Consider the following 18,323-nt stretch of genomic DNA (forward strand, 5'->3'; position numbering starts at 1 on the left):
ACATTACAACATAAAAAAATCGGTTAATTTTATCTAAAATTAACCGATTTTATAAATATTATTTTTTTTAGAGTTATTTCTTTATTCCCATCTCATATAAGGCAAAAGATATAAGATCTGCATTTTCACTAATCACCTGATCTGTTGATCTGCCGGCTCCATGTCCTGCATTCTTTTCAATTCTCAAAAGAATAGGATTTTTACATGCCTGTTTTTCCTGAAGTTCAGCTCCAAACTTGAATGAATGTGCCGGCACAACTCGGTCATCATGATCACTGGTGATAATCATTGTTGACGGATAGCAAGTTCCTGATTTTACGTTGTGTACAGGAGAGTATGACTTAAGATATTCAAACATTTCTTTACTGTCTTCTGCGGTTCCATAGTCATATGACCAACCGGCTCCAGCTGTAAATTTATTATACCTCAACATATCCAGAACTCCTACTCCTGGGAAAGCCACTTTTGCAAGATCCGGACGCATTGTCATTGTTGCTCCTACTAGCAATCCTCCATTTGATCTTCCAGATAATGCCATGTATTCTTTTGAAGTATAGCCTTTACTTTGAAGATATTCTCCAGCAGCGATAAAGTCTTCAAAAACATTCTTCTTCTGTTGTTTTGTTCCTGCATCGTGCCATTTTTTACCATATTCACCGCCACCACGGATATTTGGCACAGCATAAATTCCTCCATTTTCCATCCAGATTGCATTTACTACGGAGAATGACGGCTGTAAGCTGATGTTGAAACCTCCGTAAGAGTATAGAATAGTAGGATTTTTACCATCCAGCTTAGTTCCTTTCTTATAATTGATCATCATAGGAACTTTTGTACCGTCTTTTGAAGTATAAAATACCTGCTCTGAAACATAATCATCCGGATTGAACTTCACTTTTGGTTTTTGATAAACCTCAGATTTCCCTGAGTCTACATTGAATTTATAAGTAGTTCCCGGTGTAATATAATTGCTGAAAGAAAAGTAAACGTCTTTCTCTTTTTCTTTTCCTCCGAATCCTGAGATATTTCCTTTACCGGGAAGGGTAATTTCCCTAATCATTTTTCCTGCCTTATCAAATTGTTTTACCTGATCTATGGCGTCAATCATATAGGTAGCAAAGAAATATCCTCCACCGGAAGAGATTCCCAATACATTTTCAGTTTGTGGAATTACATCTTTCCATGTTCCAGGTGCAGGGTTGCTGATTGTGGTTTTTACAAGACGCATATTCGGGGCATCTTTATCTGTGAAAATGAAAAGATCATCTCCCTGAGTGTCTACGATGCTGGCATTGATGTCGAATCCGCTCATAATTTGTACAAAGTCACCTCCTTTTTGAAGATCTTTAATGTACAGTTCATTACCGTTGGTAGCATTAGCTGCAGAAATGATAAGATATCTCTGATCTTCAGAAACCCCTGCGCTTAGATATCGTCTTGGCGTTTTATCCCCTCCGAAAATCAATTTATCTGCAGATTGTTTTGTTCCAAGTTTGTGAAAATATACTTTATGTTTATCTGTCATTCCGGAAAGTACAGTTCCTTCTTTAGGCTTATCGTAGCTTGAATAATAGAATCCTTCGTCACCCTGCCATGAAATTCCGCTGAATTTTACATCCAGTAAAGTTTCATCAATCTGTTTTTTGGTAACAGCGTCAATGATGATAATCTTGTTCCAGTCACTTCCACCTTCTGAGATAGAATAGGCAGCAAGGTTTCCTTTTTTGTTGAATGAAAGGTTAGAAAGTGAGGTTGTTCCCTTTTCCGAAAATTTATTCGGATCTAAAAATACTTCTGTAACATTGGTCTTGTTGTTTGTTCTGTACAAAACAGACTGAGCCTGTAAACCATCATTTTTATAATAATAGGTATAATCTCCTTCTTTGAAAGGTGCTGAAATTTTCTCATAGTTCCAGATATCTTTCAACTGGCTTTTAATTTTATCCCTGAACGGAATTTTAGAAAGATAATTCTGGCTGTAGGCTACTTCTTCATCTACCCATTTTTTTGTAGGTTCAGAATCGTTTTCCAGATCTCTGAAAGGATCTGAAACAGCAGTTCCGAAATAGGTATCTGTCTGGCTTCCTTTTAATGCTTTAGGATAATTCATTTTCTGAGAATAAAAAGATGCTGAAAACAACACTCCAGCAGTTAACAATATAGGCTTAAAATTCATACTGATCGGTTTTTCTCAAAAATACGCAAAGTATGTGAAATAAAAAAAGCCCCGTTAGACTGAGACTTTTTTTATTTATAATTATATTTTTCTACTATTCACTGGCTCCAAAGCTTTCAAAATAGAAATCGGTAAGGTTGGAAACAATCTCATCCGGGCTGCCGTTCCAATAGTATATTTTGTCTCCTTCTTTAAGCTCATATAAGGAGAAGTTCTGATCTGTCGTTACCGTTTTATCAGCATTTTTGAAATCCTGAACTGCCTGAACCAGATATTTTTTCAGATCTTCCGCTTTTATTTTATTCAGATCTCCTTTGGGTCCTGAAGTCAGTTTTGACGGAACAAGGAAGTTTACAGAATAGCTTACTTCTGCTATTTTTTGCCCTTCCACGTATTCATTCGGGACTATTTTTACGTCTTTAACAGTAAGTTTTCCTTTTTTAAAATTATCAAACATCCCTCTGAAATAATCTTCAGCTTCTTTTTTACATGCTGCAGCAGTAGTTTTTGGGAAAGCAGAAAGAAAGTTATCTACGCTTCCGTTTATCATTTCTTGTGAAGTTTCTTTAAAATTCACCTGATACGCAACCTGTCCGTCTACTGTAGGTTTTAAATAGTCATTAAGTTTACCCAGTGTAACCTCATCATTGTTGACGAAGGTTCCAAAGAACAGTTCGAAGGCTTCTTTAGGTTTCTTTACTTCAGTTTGAGCCATAAGCTGCTGTCCCATTATGGTAAGCATCAGCAGCAAAATAATTTTGTAGGTTTTCATAGTTTATATTTTGTTTCGTTATTGGTAAAAACAAAGCCCCTGAAGAGTCAGAGGCTTTATTTTTATTGGTTTTAATTTTAATAATTTTCTTCTTCCCCCTTCATTTTCTCTGCGTTCTCTGCCATGATTACGGCATCAATCATTTCAGAAATATCACCGTTCATATAAGCATCAAGGTTGTACATGGACTTATTGATTCTATGGTCTGTAACTCTACCTTGTGGGTAATTGTAGGTTTTAATTTTTGCAGAACGGTCTCCGGTAGATACCATAGATTTACGTTGTGCTGCAATATCTCCCTGTACTTTTTGCAATTCGATATCGTATAGTTTTGTTCTTAGCATTTCCATTGCCAACTCACGGTTAGCCAGCTGAGAACGAGCCTGTTGACAAACAACAACAAGTCCTGAAGGTTTGTGGGTAAGCTGAACTTTAGTTTCAACCTTGTTTACGTTCTGACCTCCGGCACCTCCTGAACGGGATGTCTGCATTTCGATATCTGCAGGATTCAGTTCAAAATCTACTTCTTCAGCTTCCGGAAGAACAGCAATTGTGATTGCAGAAGTGTGAACTCTTCCCTGAGATTCTGTTTCAGGTACACGTTGTACACGGTGAACTCCTGATTCAAATTTCATGATTCCGTAAACACCTTCTCCTTCCACTTTCATGATCAGTTCCTTGTATCCTTTTGCAGCTTCGTTAGAATCTGTTACTTCATGTCTCCATCCTTTTGTTTTGAAATACATGGTATACATTCTGTAGACATCTTCTACGAAAATAGCAGCTTCATCCCCACCTGTTCCGGCACGTAATTCTACGATAACGTTTTTGTCATCGGCAGGATCTTTAGGAATAAGCAATACTTTCAGCTCTTCTTCTAATCCAGGAATCTTAGCCTGAGCTTCTAATTTTTCTTCTTTAGCAAGGTCCACAAGGTCTCTGTCTGAACCGTCTGCAATGATCTCCTCAGATTCTGCAATACTGTCCAGTGCGCCTTTGTACTGATCGTAAACTCTTACAATTTTTCCCAAATCACTATATTCTTTGTTCAAAGAAGAATATCTTTTTTGGTCTGAAATGACATCAGGCTGTATAATAAGGTCTGCAACCTCATTATATCTTTGTTTTATAGCTTCTAATTTTGGAATTAATGATTTAGACATTGTAGAAATTTTGTGGGTGCAAAGATAAGGATTATTAATTCAAAATTAAAATTCCGAATCATCATAAATTTTTGAGCATTAGGGATAAAGGGGCAAAAAGGTAAAAAAGCTAAACTATAAATTTGTTTATTATGGTAAAATCAGGCTTTAAGATCCTTTGGAGAGTCTTCTGTCTATTAAATATAAAGCAATTCCTACTGCAATAATTCCCAGTCCTATCAAGCTTTCTTTAGGATTATGAATGAATGTAAAGTAGAGAATATAAAAACTGAACAGTAAAAAAACCGCCGGAAAAATATGGAAAGCATTGGACTTAAAAATTTTTCTGTCTTTTTTCTTCAGGAAGAATACGGTAGAAATAGCCAGACTTGCAAAAAGCTGTAAAATAAAAGCGGTATAGACAAATATTTCTTTGAAACTTCCTGTCAGAATAATAATGGTGGCAATCACTGCATGAGCGAAAATAGCCCTTACCGGAATTCCTTTCTCGTTACCCACGGATAAAGGTTTCCAAATGTAGGTATCTTTAGCAAAAGCCTGTGTCAGTCTCGAGCCTACCCACAAATATCCGCTTATGGTCGCAATCAGCTGCAGGGCTATAAAAATATTGACAATTTTTCCAAAAGTGGATCCCAGCATATTGACGGCTGCTTCTCCCATCACGTCTTCTTTTCCTGCCAATTGATTCACAGGAGCATGTTTCAGCATAATATAATTCACCAGAATATAGCTTACCGTTACAAAAACAGTTCCTATAATAAGCGATTTGGGAAGGTTTTTCTGAACATCTTTTATTTCTCCTGCAATATAAGAAGCTGAATTCCAACCCGTATAGGAGTAGGTTACAAATACCAAGGATGTAGCAAAAGCCGGGAGCATGATTTCGTTCTTCCAACTATCGCTGAAGTTCAGACTATTTCCAATTTGCGGCGAATCTGAAAGTCCAACACCCAAAATAACCAGCACAATAATGAAAGCTATTTTGATGAAAGTAAAAAAGTTATGAAATCTGCTGGATGTTTTTAAGCTAAAGGATAAGGCAATCGCAACCAGGAAAATAGCTGCAATCGCAAAACCGTTTCCGAAAGAATACTCAAATACGGAAAGGTATTTTGACATCGCTAAGGCTGCCAGAGCCACAGGAGAGGAAAACCCAATAATCAGAGAAACCCAGCTTATAAGATATCCGAAGAGTGGATGATAGGTTTCTTTAAGATAAATAAAATCGCCACCATTTCCTTTAAAATGTGAACCTAATTCGGCATAGCAAAAAGCTCCGAACAGCGCAAGAATTCCTCCTATACTCCATAGAAGAAAAATACTGTAGGTATTGGTAATATCGGATAACTGAAATCCCAGGGTGGTAAAAATCCCTGTTCCGATCATATTGGAAACGACGATGGCAGCAGCTGTTTTCCAGCCAATCTGATGTGAGGTAGTACTCATTTAATGATTAAAAGTTAAAATTAAGCCTTCCAAAGAAATAATTCCCAAGTGTTCCCATTTGAACCGGCGCATATTTGAACACTCCATAATATGAATTTTCATAAATCTGACGATCCGGAAAGACATCAAAAACATTGTTGGCTCCTACCGTAAAGTTGATACTTTTTGTAATGTCATATCCAACACTGATGTCGGTTACTACTTTCGGAGAGAACTCCTGCACGCCTCCAAACGGATAGCCATCTCTTATTACTTTACCAAAGTAAGTATTTCTTACGAGAAAATTGAACTTCCCGATTCCATAATTTAATCCTAATGAGGCTTTTGTTTTGGGAGACAGGGTTTCAATGATATTAATCTGATCCGGGCCAAAGAATTCATTTTGTGGAGTTCCTAAGTTTTCCGGAAAATGAAAGTTTGTGATTTTTGTTTCGGTATAATTTCCGGCAAGATTCATATTTAATTTTCCATTCCCAAGAATCCAGTCATAAGAAACTACCACATCTACTCCTTTTGTTTCAGTATCAATGGCATTAGCGAAGAATCTTCCGCTTTCTACCTCATGTCCATTACCTACTATGACAGGATCTGATAATCTTGGATCTGTGATATTACCTGTAATAACTATTCTGTTTTTCACTTTTATCCAGTATCCATCTACGGTAATAAATAATCCTTTTACAGGTTTTAAAGTGAATCCTGCACTTGCATTGACAGAAGTTTCCTGCTTTAGCTTATCAAATCCAAGAATTTTAGCTGCTTCGCTATCGTTACTGAATATTCCTTTTGTAACAATTGTGGAACCGGAAGTAGAAATATCTGCATAAGAATTATTAAAATACTGCTGTTGAAGAGAAGGCGCTCTGAATCCTGTTCCCACCGCGGCTCTTACAGCATAGTTTTTTACAAACTCATATCGTACCGCAAGTTTTCCATTTAAAGTATTTCCGAAATCTGAATAATTTTCAAATCTTGCAGCCGCATCAATATTCAGTTTTTTATCTAAATCATAAGAAACATCCGCATATACAGCAGTAGAATGTCTGTCTTTCTTCAGTGCATTGTTAGGAGAAAACCCGATAAAGGATTGAGATCCGCCTGCGCCGAGCACTGTAGATCCTTCAGTGGCCACATTTCCATTGATGTCATATTGGGTATAGGATGCTTCGTCTCCTGCTTTGATCTGGTATTGTTCAAATCTGAATTCTCCCCCGAATGCAATATTGAATTGTTTTATATTTTTTGAAACATCAAGGTTAATGGTATTTTGAAGGAAGCTATGCGCTCCGGCATAAAATCGTGTTGGAGATTTTGCTCCCAGAGAAGCATTATTGGTGTTGCTTACGTTATAATTGAATGTGTTACTTCCGAAAGTATTGCTTAAGTCGAATAACCAGTCATTCAAATTATATTTTGCTCCTACAGCGTAAGAAACATCGTACACCTGTGATCCGAGGGTCGCCTGAAACCCGTTCGGATAAATGGATGAAACTACATTGGATGTTTCGCTCGGAAGTCTTCTGAAGCCAAATCCTTTTCCTTCTTTGATACTGAATCCTCCAAAAGAATAGACTTTAAAATTATCATTAAAAGGATATTCTGCATTGAAAAACAGCTGACCCTGTCTGATTTGGGCATCTCCGATCTGAAAATTAAAATCATCGCGGGTTAATCCTCGTTCTTTAATCTTCTCATCATCAGCCGCTCTTGCAGCAGCAGGATCATCGGCAAATGCATACGCAAAATTATTTCCGAAAATGTCGAGATCATGATTTTGGGTTCTTGTCGTTTTTCCTCTGTGACTTAATTGCAGAGACAGGTTAATATAACTGTCTTTCTTTCCTAATGAAGTTCCGTAATTGGCGCCTGCCTGGTAAGTATCACCATCATTTCTTCCGGTCAATCCATAAGTAAGGCTTGCTGAAGCTCCGGCATTTTTTTTAAGAATAATATTAATCACTCCTGCAATGGCATCAGAACCGTATTGTGCAGCCGCTCCGTCTCTTAACACTTCTATTCTGTCAATCGAAATCACCGGAATGGCACTTAAATCTGTTCCTACAGAGCCATTTCCCACTGTATTCTGATAATTTACCAATGATGTAGAATGTCTTCTTTTTCCGTTAAGCAGCACCAGAACCTGATCGGGTCCCATTCCTCTCAGAGTTACAGGATCAACATGTTCTGTGCCATCCGAAGCAGACTGTCTCACTGCATTAAATGATGGAATCACATAGTTCAGGAGATCCTGAGCAGTCATTTGCGGAGAACTTCTCTGGATTTTATCGATATTAATTACATCTACAGGAACGGGTGTCTCCAGCTTTGTTCTTTTGACATTACGGTTTCCGACAATGATAATATCTTCGATTTGTTTTCCTTTTTCCTCACTCTCCTGAGCTGCGACCAGAATTGCTCCAAGCAATAATACAGCTGTGCTTAATTTTTTCATTTTGTTCTTGACAATTAATAATACAGGCCCGACGGATCTTTCCGCAGATACACAAGACTTCAAGAAATGGAATTCATATAGAATATTGACTTCACTTATCTCCCCCTAAGGGTTGGAATTAGCACCTTTACACTTCTGAAACCGTGTAGGTTGCTAAGGTTTCACGGGGCCAAATCCCTCCACCTTTCTTGATAAATCTACTGCAAAAGTAGACTATTTTTTTAAATGTACAAAAAAGGCAAATCTGCAATACTGCAAATTTGCCTTTTATTATTTTATAGAAATTGTTTACACTTTTATTTTTGAACCATTAAGATTTAATAAGAGTTTAAGAGTATTAAGATAAGCCTCGCTTTAAACTTAAAAATCAGAATGATTCAGCTTAACTCTACTTTATTTATTAAATCCTTCTTAATGGTTTTTAAGATATTCAATATTTTTTATAAGTCTAAACGCTTTTATTTAATGATCATCTTTTGAATCGCAATTCCTGTATCCGATTTAAGCTGTACAAGGTAAGTTCCTGCGGGATAACTGATTTTCGCGTCATAGGTACCATTTTCTCTATCAAGTTTGAATGAATCAAGTTTTTTACCGGTCATATCAAAAATTAAAATTTCTCCATTTTTTGCTTTGCTGAAAACGAATTTAGCAACTCTGTTTTTTACAGGATTATCTGCAATCTGAAGGGATAATTTGTTGGCAGCATTGGTATCTGCTGTTGACAAAGTACCTGCATAATTTCCAAAGATTCTGAATTCGCCTGGCTGTAAAGTAATTGGAGCCGTTGTGGAGACTACATTCGAGATACTGTCATCCATCAGATTCTGCCACTGGCCTGTGTATGGGAAATAAGGGACTACATTCTGCACAGAAGTAGTGTAATTCGCTAATACTACGATGTTCTTTGTTCCTGTTGTAATAGTTGTATCATACACATAAATTCTTGTGATCAGACCATTAGGATCATTCGTAAGGTTATTGGATTCTATACTGTACGTTTTAGATTTAAAAACCGGATGACTGTTTCTGATATTGATGATTTTAGCCCAGGTATCATACACCGCTTTTCTGTTTGCATTCGTATCATATCCTAAGGTAAATGCAATAGGTTTCTCATCTGTTCTACAGCCGCTGTCGATAGTACCATTTGCACATCTGTTGATGCTGAATTCATATCCTAATTCGCCAAACTGCCAGATCATTTTCGGACCTGGAATCGTGAAGAAGGTTGCACCGAAAGTTTTCATTCTTTCAAGAGCGGTATTCAGATCTTTCACATTATAACTTCCGTTGGTAGCTCCGTATGCAAGATTTTTAAACATCAGTCTTTCTTCATCATGGCTTTCTCCATAGCCTACAGCACTCATATTGGTAAAGCCGTGGAGACTGTGGTTCATACGGTCATAATTGCTGTTTTCCTGATATCCCATTGTATTCTGATTGTAAGGATCTGTCTGTTTATTCCAAAGCATAACGCCTTTTCCTTCTGCTATTCTGTAATTCGCCCATTGCTGCTCTTCTGCATCTGTTCCAAGGTGTTCGAAGATCATGTAAGAGTTCGGATCCAGAGCCCATTGTCTGTCTGCGTAGTGTTTCATGATATCTACTCTGTCCTGCTGATAGGCGTTGGTGCACGTTTCATCATTTTCAGAACAGCTTTGAGTGAATCCTTTTGTTAAATCCCAACGGAATCCGTCTATGTGATATTCATTCAGCCATTGTTCAAGACATCTTTCAACGTAATATTGCGTTGAAGGACTTGTATGGTTAAAATCATTGAATACATTATATGAATGTTTCGGAACCTGATTAAAGTAAGGATTGTTTGCCGCTACATCTCCATAGCCGTCTCCATCCGGGTCTATATTCCAAAGTCTTACCAAAGGAGAACGTCCTGTAGCATGGTTAAACGCTACATCCAGAATCACAGCAATTCCGTTTTGGTGGCACAGATCTACAAATTCTTTGAATTTTTCCGGAGTTCCATAGGCTTTGTCTAATGCATAATGGAAGGATGTATTATATCCCCAGGAAAGATTTCCTTCAAATTCCATGATTGGCATTAATTCAATAGCATTGATTTTTAAATTCTTTAAATAAGTAATCTTATCAATCAATGACTGCCAGTTCTTTTCCTGTGTAAAGTCTCTCAATAATAATTCATAGACTAACAGATCTTCTTTTGCAGGTCTCTGAAAATTGGTCACCTGCCAGTTATAAGCAGTCTGACCTGTTTTAAATGTTGAAACTTCAAAACCCTGTCCTGCAGGAAATGCAGGTAAATTGGGGTAAGTAGAAGCCGAAATCCACTGATCATCATAAGAAGATAAGATTTGTGGTGAATAAGGATCTGCTACTTTTCTCAAATCGTTGGTTCTGTATTGGAAGGTATAGAGCTGCTGAGGAGTGATCCCGTTAAGTTCAATCCAGTACAGATCAGGATTTGTAGTATCTCTTTTCATTAAATAAGTATCATTCACAGCCCAGTTATTGAAGCTACCGATGACATGTACAAAGCTTTTCCCCGGAGCATATAGTGCGAGTCCCACTTTGGTCTGATCTGTCGGGTGATAATTGATTCCCTGTCTCATCCAGTTGGGTATTGCTTCAGAAACTACATTTCTCGGAACCTGTAAAATAAATGTTGCATTTTTAGAATTGGTTCCCTGTGTTGCAACAAGTTCCATACTGGCATCCTGAGTAACTGTGTAACTGTAAGAATACGATTGTGAAGGAGTTGTGGTAGAGTTTACAACCGTTCCATTGGCTTTTAACTGAAATGTTGCGTTGACATTAGTTGCAGCCGTAATATTAATGGAATTCCCAACAGGAACTGTGGTAAGGCTATTCGCCAGTGGATTGGTAAGATTTAAGCTTAAAGTTCCTACGTTTACAAAAATATCCGGGGAGGTCTGATGAGATCCTGTTTTATCTTTCAATAAAAATCCAAATCTCCCAATTCCTGTTCTTCCGAAGAAGGAAGTTGGTGTAAAAGTAAGTGAATAACTGTCAGTTCCTGCATTATAAGTCAGCTTATTCAAATCATTGGAATTGTTCCAGCTGCCATTGGTAGGGCAATCCTGGCTGTTCTGATAGTTGGTATCAAACGACCATGTCCAGATATAAATGGCATTATTGGAAACTCCCCATGCAGATTCGTCAATCTGGTCTCCCGGAACCGTAAGTGTTACAGCATCTGTTTCATTGAATGGATTGGGGGTAATGGTGTAATTGATCTGCCCAAAAACAACGATTGTAATCAGCAGAAATACAACGGAATAAATTTTTTTCATGTCTTATTTTTTATCGAATATAATATTAATTTTTATTCATACTCATTATTTTGATGAGATATTTCATTTTCAGAAGAAAAAAACACACAAAAAAGCTCATGAAAATTTCATGAGCCTCCCAATAAAAGTAATTGTAATGAACTATTTTTTATATGACGAATATTTTTGAAACAGCTTAATCTTTTATAATTTTTTTAGAAACAATCTGTCCGTTCTTTAATTTTAATTCTACGATGTATAATCCAGAAGGAAGTTCAGCCATGTTGATCTGATTATCTGAGAATCGCACATTCATTCTTTGTCCTACAGCATTGGTAACATTTACTTTTTCAATCGCTGCATCAGATTTTACCATCAGAATTCCTTTTGTAGGGTTAGGATACATTCCTACGACAGCTTTATTCAGCTTAATTTCTGAAGTACTCAAAGAAGATGTAGGCTTAATACATCTTACTGATGATCCCTGCCCTCTCATAGCACCAGCTGATGCATTGGCAATCGTTGTTCCGATATACAGATATTTTCCTCCTGAGCTTGATGTATCAGAGCTCCAGAAATACCCTCTTTGCCCTACATACGTAAAGTTACCATCACTCGAGCTTCTGAATCCTCCTGCCGGTAATTTAAGATGACTGTTATAGGCCGTTGTCGGGTTAGCAATACTTTCCGCTCCTACTAAAGTTGCCCACTCTGCCTGAGAAGGCATCTTCCAGTCTGATCCTATTGCTTTACAAGGGTCTACTCCTACAGATGCATTAACATCTGCTACTGACGCTCCGCTCCACGCATCTCCACCTGAAAAACCTGCCCACCATGCCGGAGAGCCTGCAATATATCCTCCTGCTGTTGCACTTGTTCCTTCCGGAGTATTAGGTGATGGAGCCTGTACTAACTGAGAGTTTCTAAGCTGATGGCCGTCATCCCATCTTCCCCATTGGAAAAGATCTCCGTATGAGTTGGTATCAGCCATTGATGAAGCAACCTGTGTACTTCCCAGGTTCTGCTGAAGCCATATTTTTCCGTCTGCTCCTCTTACCGTGGTATAAGCAACCTGCTGACCACGATACATGAAACTCACACAGCCAATGTCACCTGCATTTGATCCAGGATCTGTATTGCTGCAGGTTTGAGGATTTAAGTTCAGAGAGAGTCTCTTAACTTTTGTTGTGTTGTCAGAATAAGCCAAAACAAGGTAATTCTGTGCTTTATCTACTGCAAGATCATTGTATTTTGCCTCACCATCTGAAACAAAATCTCCTCCGAAAGGAACCCAGTTTTGTGAATCGTCTAATTTATAAACGGTATTTCTCAGGAAGTTATCATTTTCGAAACGGCTGGCTACCACATACGGTGTTCCGGATCCGGTTACTGCTAAAGCAACATGTTGCACTCTTCCATCAGAAAAGTTGGCATTTCCAACCTGTACCCAAGAGTTTCCGTCAAATTTTTTAACATTTACTTTTCTTCCTCCCCCTGAATTGGAAACATAGGCTACATAGATTTTATTGGATCCATCTAAAGCGATATCAGCATTGTACTGCTCTCCTGATGAAGAAGCATCTGCTGCAGTTCCACCTACTAAAGTCCAGTTTTGTGTAGAATTGGCATCGGTACTGTTTTGATATACTTTTACACCACCGGAAACATTACAGGTATAGACCATATTATTAGATCCAATAATCATTTCAGCAAAATCAGCACCTCCTGAAAACCCTGCATTTCCTACCTGTTCCCAAGCTCCTCCAAAATATCTTTTTACCGTTCCTGAACCATAAGATCCATAAGTGAATATAATATTATCAGAAGATACCGCAGAAGCCTGGTAATTTACAGAACTGTCCGTAGCATTCGGAAGCTGAGACCATAATGATCCTGTATATAAGCGCACTTCCATTCCTGAACCCGGATAACCAAGCTGGTTAGTATAATAAATACTATTTCCATTCGGGCTTACAGATAATGAATTGTAAGTAGCTGTTCCTGTTGTAACTCCGGGAGTTCCTCCTAAGTAAGACCATGAGCTTCCGTTAAATTTCTGAACGGAACCTTTAGCCACCGAAACATCATAATATGACAGATAGTAATTTCCTGAGTTATCAATAACAAGATTATTAAAACTGCTTCCTCCTGCAGATACATCCTGAACACCCCCTACATTTTCCCATTGTTGTGCATACATACAGCTTCCAGCAACGGCTAGCAGTGCTAATCCCATTCTGATTTTCTGTATTGCAAAATGTAAATCTTTAAACATATGAAATATTATTTTTAATTATTCTAAATTTAATTTAATTTTGCGCAAAAGTACCTCACATTATTAACCCCGAGTTATCATTTACAAACTTTTGGTTATCCTGCGAATGCGAAGGACTTTTTCCTTAAGTAAGTTGTACCATGGCCGTAAAAATGTGTTGTATGAGGAATCAATATAAAAGTGGACTTTTGTTCAGATCCGAAGACATCAAAATCATCATGCAGGAAGACCTGTGCCCTGACCAGTCCATCAAGTCTCATATGCTGGAAGGGAAGTCTAGTTTTAATCTTATTTTCATGTTGAGTGATAGCATTAATTTAGAGGCTCATGATTGCGGTACTAAATTTCAATTCAAGAAAAATCAATACATCCTCCATTATTCACCAAAAGAAAGTGTTGCGGAATTATGGACAGAAAATCAGGAAATTCTGAGGTATCTTCAGATTCAGATTAATTATCAATATATTTTTAACCTCATCAATCCTGAGCTTAATCTGGAAAATGCAGAGATTCTGGAAAATATGATCCATAATAATTTCATATTCCTGCATAAAGAAACGCCGCCGGACATGACGGTTGAAATGCATATGATTGTAAAAGAGATTCTGGGTTATACCAAGAAAGGAATTATGCAGAAATTATTCATAGAAGCAGAGATCATCAAACTTCTTATTTTGATTTTTGAACAGTTCAATGAGAAAAACATATTGGAATCTACACCAAAGATTCCAGAAATCATCAGAAAATTTATTGATGAAAATTACCACAGAAATATAAAAGCCGAAGAGATTGGAAAATATATGGGTTTGAATCAAAATATTATCAGAAAAGAATTCAAGGCTCAGTATCATACAACGATTGCTCATTATATTTCGGAACTCAGAATGCTGAAAGCCAGAAAACTGATCACAGATAAAGAAATTATGATCAAAGAAATTGCTATTGAGTGCGGTTATGAATACCTGCAGAACTTTACCCGTGCTTTTAAAAAGAAATTCGGAGTATCTCCGGAAACATTGAGGAATAATAAATAGAAAAACCGCTTAATTGCTTAAGCGGTTTTGTATATGTTGTTTTGCTTTGATATTACTTTTTCAGAATTAAGGTGAAAAAGCAATGACAATCAATTAATGATGATGTCCGTGATCGTGAAGGAAAGGTCCGTTACCTTTAGGTTCGTTATAGATAACTTCTACACCTTCCTGCTCAGTAATAAGCTTTCTTCTGATATCTTCAGGGTCGAAAGGCTTTACTTTTCCGAAATACTCTTTCAAACCTTCAGTTAGCCACATTGGGATTACTAATCCGAAGAACATAAAAATACACCAGAATCCTACTAAGAACATAGTAATGAAGAATATAGTCCAAAGGAACTGGTAAAACGGCCAAAATGCTGATAATATCGTTATCATTCTCTTAAAGATTTTAGGCAAAAATAAAACTTTTTTCTTTTTTACACAAAAGATCAGGGCTCTATTTTGTTATTTATTTTAATTTTAAACTAATTAGTGGGCAAGATTTGCGAAGAAATCATTCCCTTTATCATCGGAAATAATGAATGCAGGGAAGTCTTTTACTTCAATTTTTCTTACTGCTTCCATTCCTAATTCCGGGAAGTCTACTACATCTACAGACACAATATTGTCTTTGGCAAGAATAGCTGCAGGCCCTCCGATAGATCCAAGATAGAAACCTCCGTATTTATGACAAGCATTGGTAACATCTTTACTTCTGTTTCCTTTTGCCAGCATGATCATACTTCCGCCATGGCTTTGGAACTCGTCTACATAAACGTCCATTCTTCCGGCAGTAGTAGGTCCGAAACTTCCTGAAGCCATTCCTTCCGGAGTTTTTGCAGGCCCTGCATAATAGATCGGGTGATTTTTGAAATACTCAGGCATTGGTTTCCCGCTGTCGATAATTTCTTTGATTTTTGCGTGGGCGATATCTCTTGCTACGATCAGTGTTCCATTCAGCTTTAATCTGGTTTTGATTGGATATTTGGAAAGTTCTGCAAGAATTTCCGGCATTGGTTTATTCAGGTTGATCTCAACGGCTTCTTCTAAGTGTGGAGGGGTATCTGGTAAGAATCTTTTTGGATCCTGCTCCAACTGCTCCAGGAAGATCCCTTCTTTGGTAATTTTCCCTTTGATATTTCTGTCCGCAGAACAGGAAACACCCATTCCTACAGGACAAGATGCAGCATGTCTCGGAAGTCTGATTACTCTTACATCATGTGTAAGATATTTTCCTCCAAACTGAGCACCAATTGCACTTTCCTGACAGATTTTCTGAACTTTAGCTTCCCATTCAAGGTCTCTGAATGCCTGTCCGGCTTCATTTCCTTCTGTAGGAAGATTGTCATAATATTTTGCAGATGCTTTTTTAACGGTTGCAAGGTTGGCTTCTGCTGAAGTTCCTCCGATTACCAATGCTAAATGATAAGGCGGGCAGGCAGCTGTTCCAAGATCTGAGATTCTTTCTTTAACAAATTCTTCAAGAGATTTCTCATTCAATAAAGATTTTGTCTTTTGGTAAAGGAATGTTTTATTGGCTGAACCTCCACCTTTAGTTAAGAATAAAAACTCATAGTAATCTCCTTTTTTAGCATAGATATCAATCTGTGCAGGAAGGTTAGATCCTGAGTTTTTCTCATCAAACATCGTCATAGGTACAACCTGAGAATATCTTAAGTTTCTTTTCTGATATGTATTGAAGATTCCTTTGCTCAGGTATTCTCCATCTTCTACTCCTGTATAAACATTTTCTCCTTTCTTCCCCATTACAATTGCTGTACCTGTATCCTGGCAAGAAGGAAGAGCTCCCTCAACCGCTACTGCAGCATTCTGTAAAAGGTTGTAAGCAACGAATCTGTCGTTATCTGTAGCTTCAGGATCATCAATGATTCTTCTAAGGCTTTCCAGGTGAGAAGAACGAAGCATGAAAGAAACATCTGCCATCGCTTCTTCAGCTAACAGTTCCAATCCTTTCGGATCTACTGTCAAAATTTCTCTGTCACCCAGTTTTTCAACCTTTACATAATCTGATGTAAGTTTCTTGTACACCGTATCATCTTTCTGAATAGGATACGGATCCTGATATCTAAAATCCATTCAATTTTTGTTTGTACAAAAATACGCCTCCTCTAAAAAAATATGAGTAAAATCAGTCATTTAAATTGATATTTATAATGATTATAAATTGCGGGTTTATGAGTTTATAAGTACCTTTATAGGAGCTAAATAAATGAAGCCAAAACATTATTTTTTTCACTCAACATGAGTAATATCAACAATTTTATGGCTTACAATAAAAAGATCATACAAATTTCAACCACATGAATTACAGAATAGAAAAAGACACCATGGGAGAAGTGCAGGTTCCTGCAGACAAACTTTGGGGTGCACAGACAGAACGTTCCAGAAACAATTTCAAAATAGGACCAGAAGGTTCAATGCCGCATGAAATTATTGAGGCTTTTGCATATCTGAAAAAGGCAGCCGCTTATACCAATACTGAACTGGGAGTACTTCCTTCGGAAAAAAGAGATTTGATTGCTAAGGTATGTGATGAAATTCTGGAAGGAAAATTGAATGATCAGTTTCCTTTGGTGATCTGGCAGACAGGTTCCGGAACCCAGTCGAACATGAATGTCAATGAAGTAATTTCAAACAGAGCCCACGTCAATAATGGTGGAACATTAGGCGAAAAATCTGAAATTCACCCGAATGATGATGTGAACAAATCGCAGTCTTCCAATGACACCTATCCTACTGCCATGCACATTGCTGCTTATACCAAAGTGGTGGAAGTAACCATTCCGGCTGTTGAAAAACTAAAAAATACGCTGGCTGAGAAATCGAAAGCCTTTAAAGATGTGGTAAAGATCGGAAGAACCCACCTGATGGATGCTACTCCACTTACCCTTGGACAAGAGTTTTCGGGATATGTGGCTCAATTGGAATTCGGATTGAGAGCTTTAAAAAATACACTACCTCATCTTTCTGAACTGGCTTTGGGAGGAACGGCTGTAGGTACAGGATTAAATACTCCGAATGGTTATGATGTAAAAGTAGCGGAATATATTGCTCAATTTACCAATCATCCTTTCATCACTGCAGAAAATAAATTTGAAGCCCTTGCTGCTCATGATGCGATTGTAGAATCTCACGGAGCTCTAAAACAGCTGGCTGTTTCTTTATATAAAATTGCTCAGGATGTACGATTACTGGCCTCAGGACCACGTTCCGGAATCGGGGAAATTCATATTCCTGAGAATGAGCCGGGATCTTCAATTATGCCGGGGAAGGTAAATCCTACTCAGAATGAAGCAATGACGATGGTTTGTGCACAGGTTTTAGGAAATGATACTACGATTTCATTTGCCGGAACTCAGGGAAATTATGAACTGAATGTTTTCAAACCTGTAATGGCTTACAATTTCTTACAGTCTGCGCAATTGATCGCTGATGCATGTATTTCCTTTAATGATCACTGTGCGGTAGGTATTGAACCAAATCATGAGAGAATTAAAGAACTGGTAGACAAATCTTTAATGCTGGTAACGGCTTTAAATACTCATATCGGATATGAAAATGCTGCTAAAATTGCTAAAACTGCCCATAAAAATGGGACAACTTTAAAAGAAGAAGCCATTAATCTTGGTTTGTTAACAGCTGAACAGTTTGACGAGTGGGTGAAACCCGAAGATATGGTAGGAAGCTTAAAATAATGATTCTATAACTGATACAATGCAAAAACTCC

Annotated in this window: 11 protein-coding genes and 1 riboswitch; of the genes, 2 read left to right on the forward strand and 9 right to left on the reverse strand. The window is 37.6% G+C overall.

Annotated features, from left to right (window positions below):
* Nucleotides 1–73: 73 nt before the first annotated feature.
* From ACM6F9_RS21175 to ACM6F9_RS21205, 7 genes are all read right to left on the reverse strand, one after another.
* Nucleotides 74–2,176, reverse strand: a complete 2,103-nt coding sequence (locus ACM6F9_RS21175; protein WP_414847498.1) for a prolyl oligopeptidase family serine peptidase — start codon at nt 2,174–2,176, stop codon at nt 74–76.
* A 94-nt stretch (nt 2,177–2,270) separates the two neighbouring features.
* Entirely contained in the window at nt 2,271–2,948 is a 678-nt protein-coding gene (locus tag ACM6F9_RS21180) for a hypothetical protein (protein ID WP_414847499.1), read from the reverse strand.
* A 77-nt stretch (nt 2,949–3,025) separates the two neighbouring features.
* Nucleotides 3,026–4,111 carry a peptide chain release factor 1 gene (gene prfA, locus ACM6F9_RS21185; RefSeq protein ID WP_034692695.1) on the reverse strand — a complete coding sequence of 362 codons (1,086 nt, stop codon included), beginning with the start codon at nt 4,109–4,111 and terminating at the stop codon, nt 3,026–3,028.
* A gap of 147 nt (nt 4,112–4,258) precedes the next feature.
* Nucleotides 4,259–5,557, reverse strand: coding sequence for an APC family permease (locus ACM6F9_RS21190; RefSeq protein ID WP_414847500.1), 1,299 nt, complete (start codon nt 5,555–5,557; stop codon nt 4,259–4,261).
* A gap of 7 nt (nt 5,558–5,564) precedes the next feature.
* A complete protein-coding gene (locus tag ACM6F9_RS21195) occupies nt 5,565–8,009 on the reverse strand; it encodes a TonB-dependent receptor plug domain-containing protein (RefSeq protein ID WP_414847501.1) in 2,445 nt (814 codons plus the stop codon).
* A 92-nt stretch (nt 8,010–8,101) separates the two neighbouring features.
* A riboswitch (SAM riboswitch) is annotated at nt 8,102–8,207 on the reverse strand.
* Between the two features lie 260 nt (nt 8,208–8,467).
* Nucleotides 8,468–11,305: an alpha-amylase family glycosyl hydrolase gene (locus ACM6F9_RS21200; protein ID WP_414847502.1), complete on the reverse strand. Its 2,838-nt coding sequence runs from the start codon at nt 11,303–11,305 to the stop codon at nt 8,468–8,470.
* A 175-nt stretch (nt 11,306–11,480) separates the two neighbouring features.
* Nucleotides 11,481–13,559, reverse strand: coding sequence for a T9SS type A sorting domain-containing protein (locus ACM6F9_RS21205; protein ID WP_414847503.1), 2,079 nt, complete (start codon nt 13,557–13,559; stop codon nt 11,481–11,483).
* Nucleotides 13,560–13,720: 161 nt separating this feature from the next.
* Here ACM6F9_RS21205 and ACM6F9_RS21210 point away from each other — a divergent pair, with 161 nt between their 5' ends.
* A complete protein-coding gene (locus ACM6F9_RS21210; RefSeq protein ID WP_414847504.1) occupies nt 13,721–14,593 on the forward strand; it encodes a helix-turn-helix transcriptional regulator in 873 nt (290 codons plus the stop codon).
* Nucleotides 14,594–14,686: 93 nt separating this feature from the next.
* Here the strand turns inward: ACM6F9_RS21210 and ACM6F9_RS21215 are convergent, their stop codons facing one another.
* Both ACM6F9_RS21215 and ACM6F9_RS21220 read right to left on the reverse strand, forming a co-directional pair.
* On the reverse strand, nt 14,687–14,971 hold the full coding sequence (locus tag ACM6F9_RS21215; protein WP_171006268.1) for a hypothetical protein: 285 nt from the start codon (nt 14,969–14,971) through the stop codon (nt 14,687–14,689).
* A gap of 93 nt (nt 14,972–15,064) precedes the next feature.
* The gene (locus ACM6F9_RS21220) at nt 15,065–16,672 is read right to left on the reverse strand and encodes a fumarate hydratase (protein ID WP_414847505.1); all 1,608 of its coding nucleotides are present in this window, start codon (nt 16,670–16,672) and stop codon (nt 15,065–15,067) included.
* 224 nt (nt 16,673–16,896) lie between these two features.
* On the opposite strand from ACM6F9_RS21220, the gene fumC reads away from it, so the two are divergent.
* Nucleotides 16,897–18,291, forward strand: a complete 1,395-nt coding sequence (fumC, locus tag ACM6F9_RS21225) for a class II fumarate hydratase (protein ID WP_414847506.1) — start codon at nt 16,897–16,899, stop codon at nt 18,289–18,291.
* The last annotated feature ends 32 nt before the right edge of the window (nt 18,292–18,323 follow it).

It is taken from the genome of Chryseobacterium sp. IT-36CA2, from assembly GCF_949767875.1.
Lineage (GTDB): Bacteria > Bacteroidota > Bacteroidia > Flavobacteriales > Weeksellaceae > Chryseobacterium.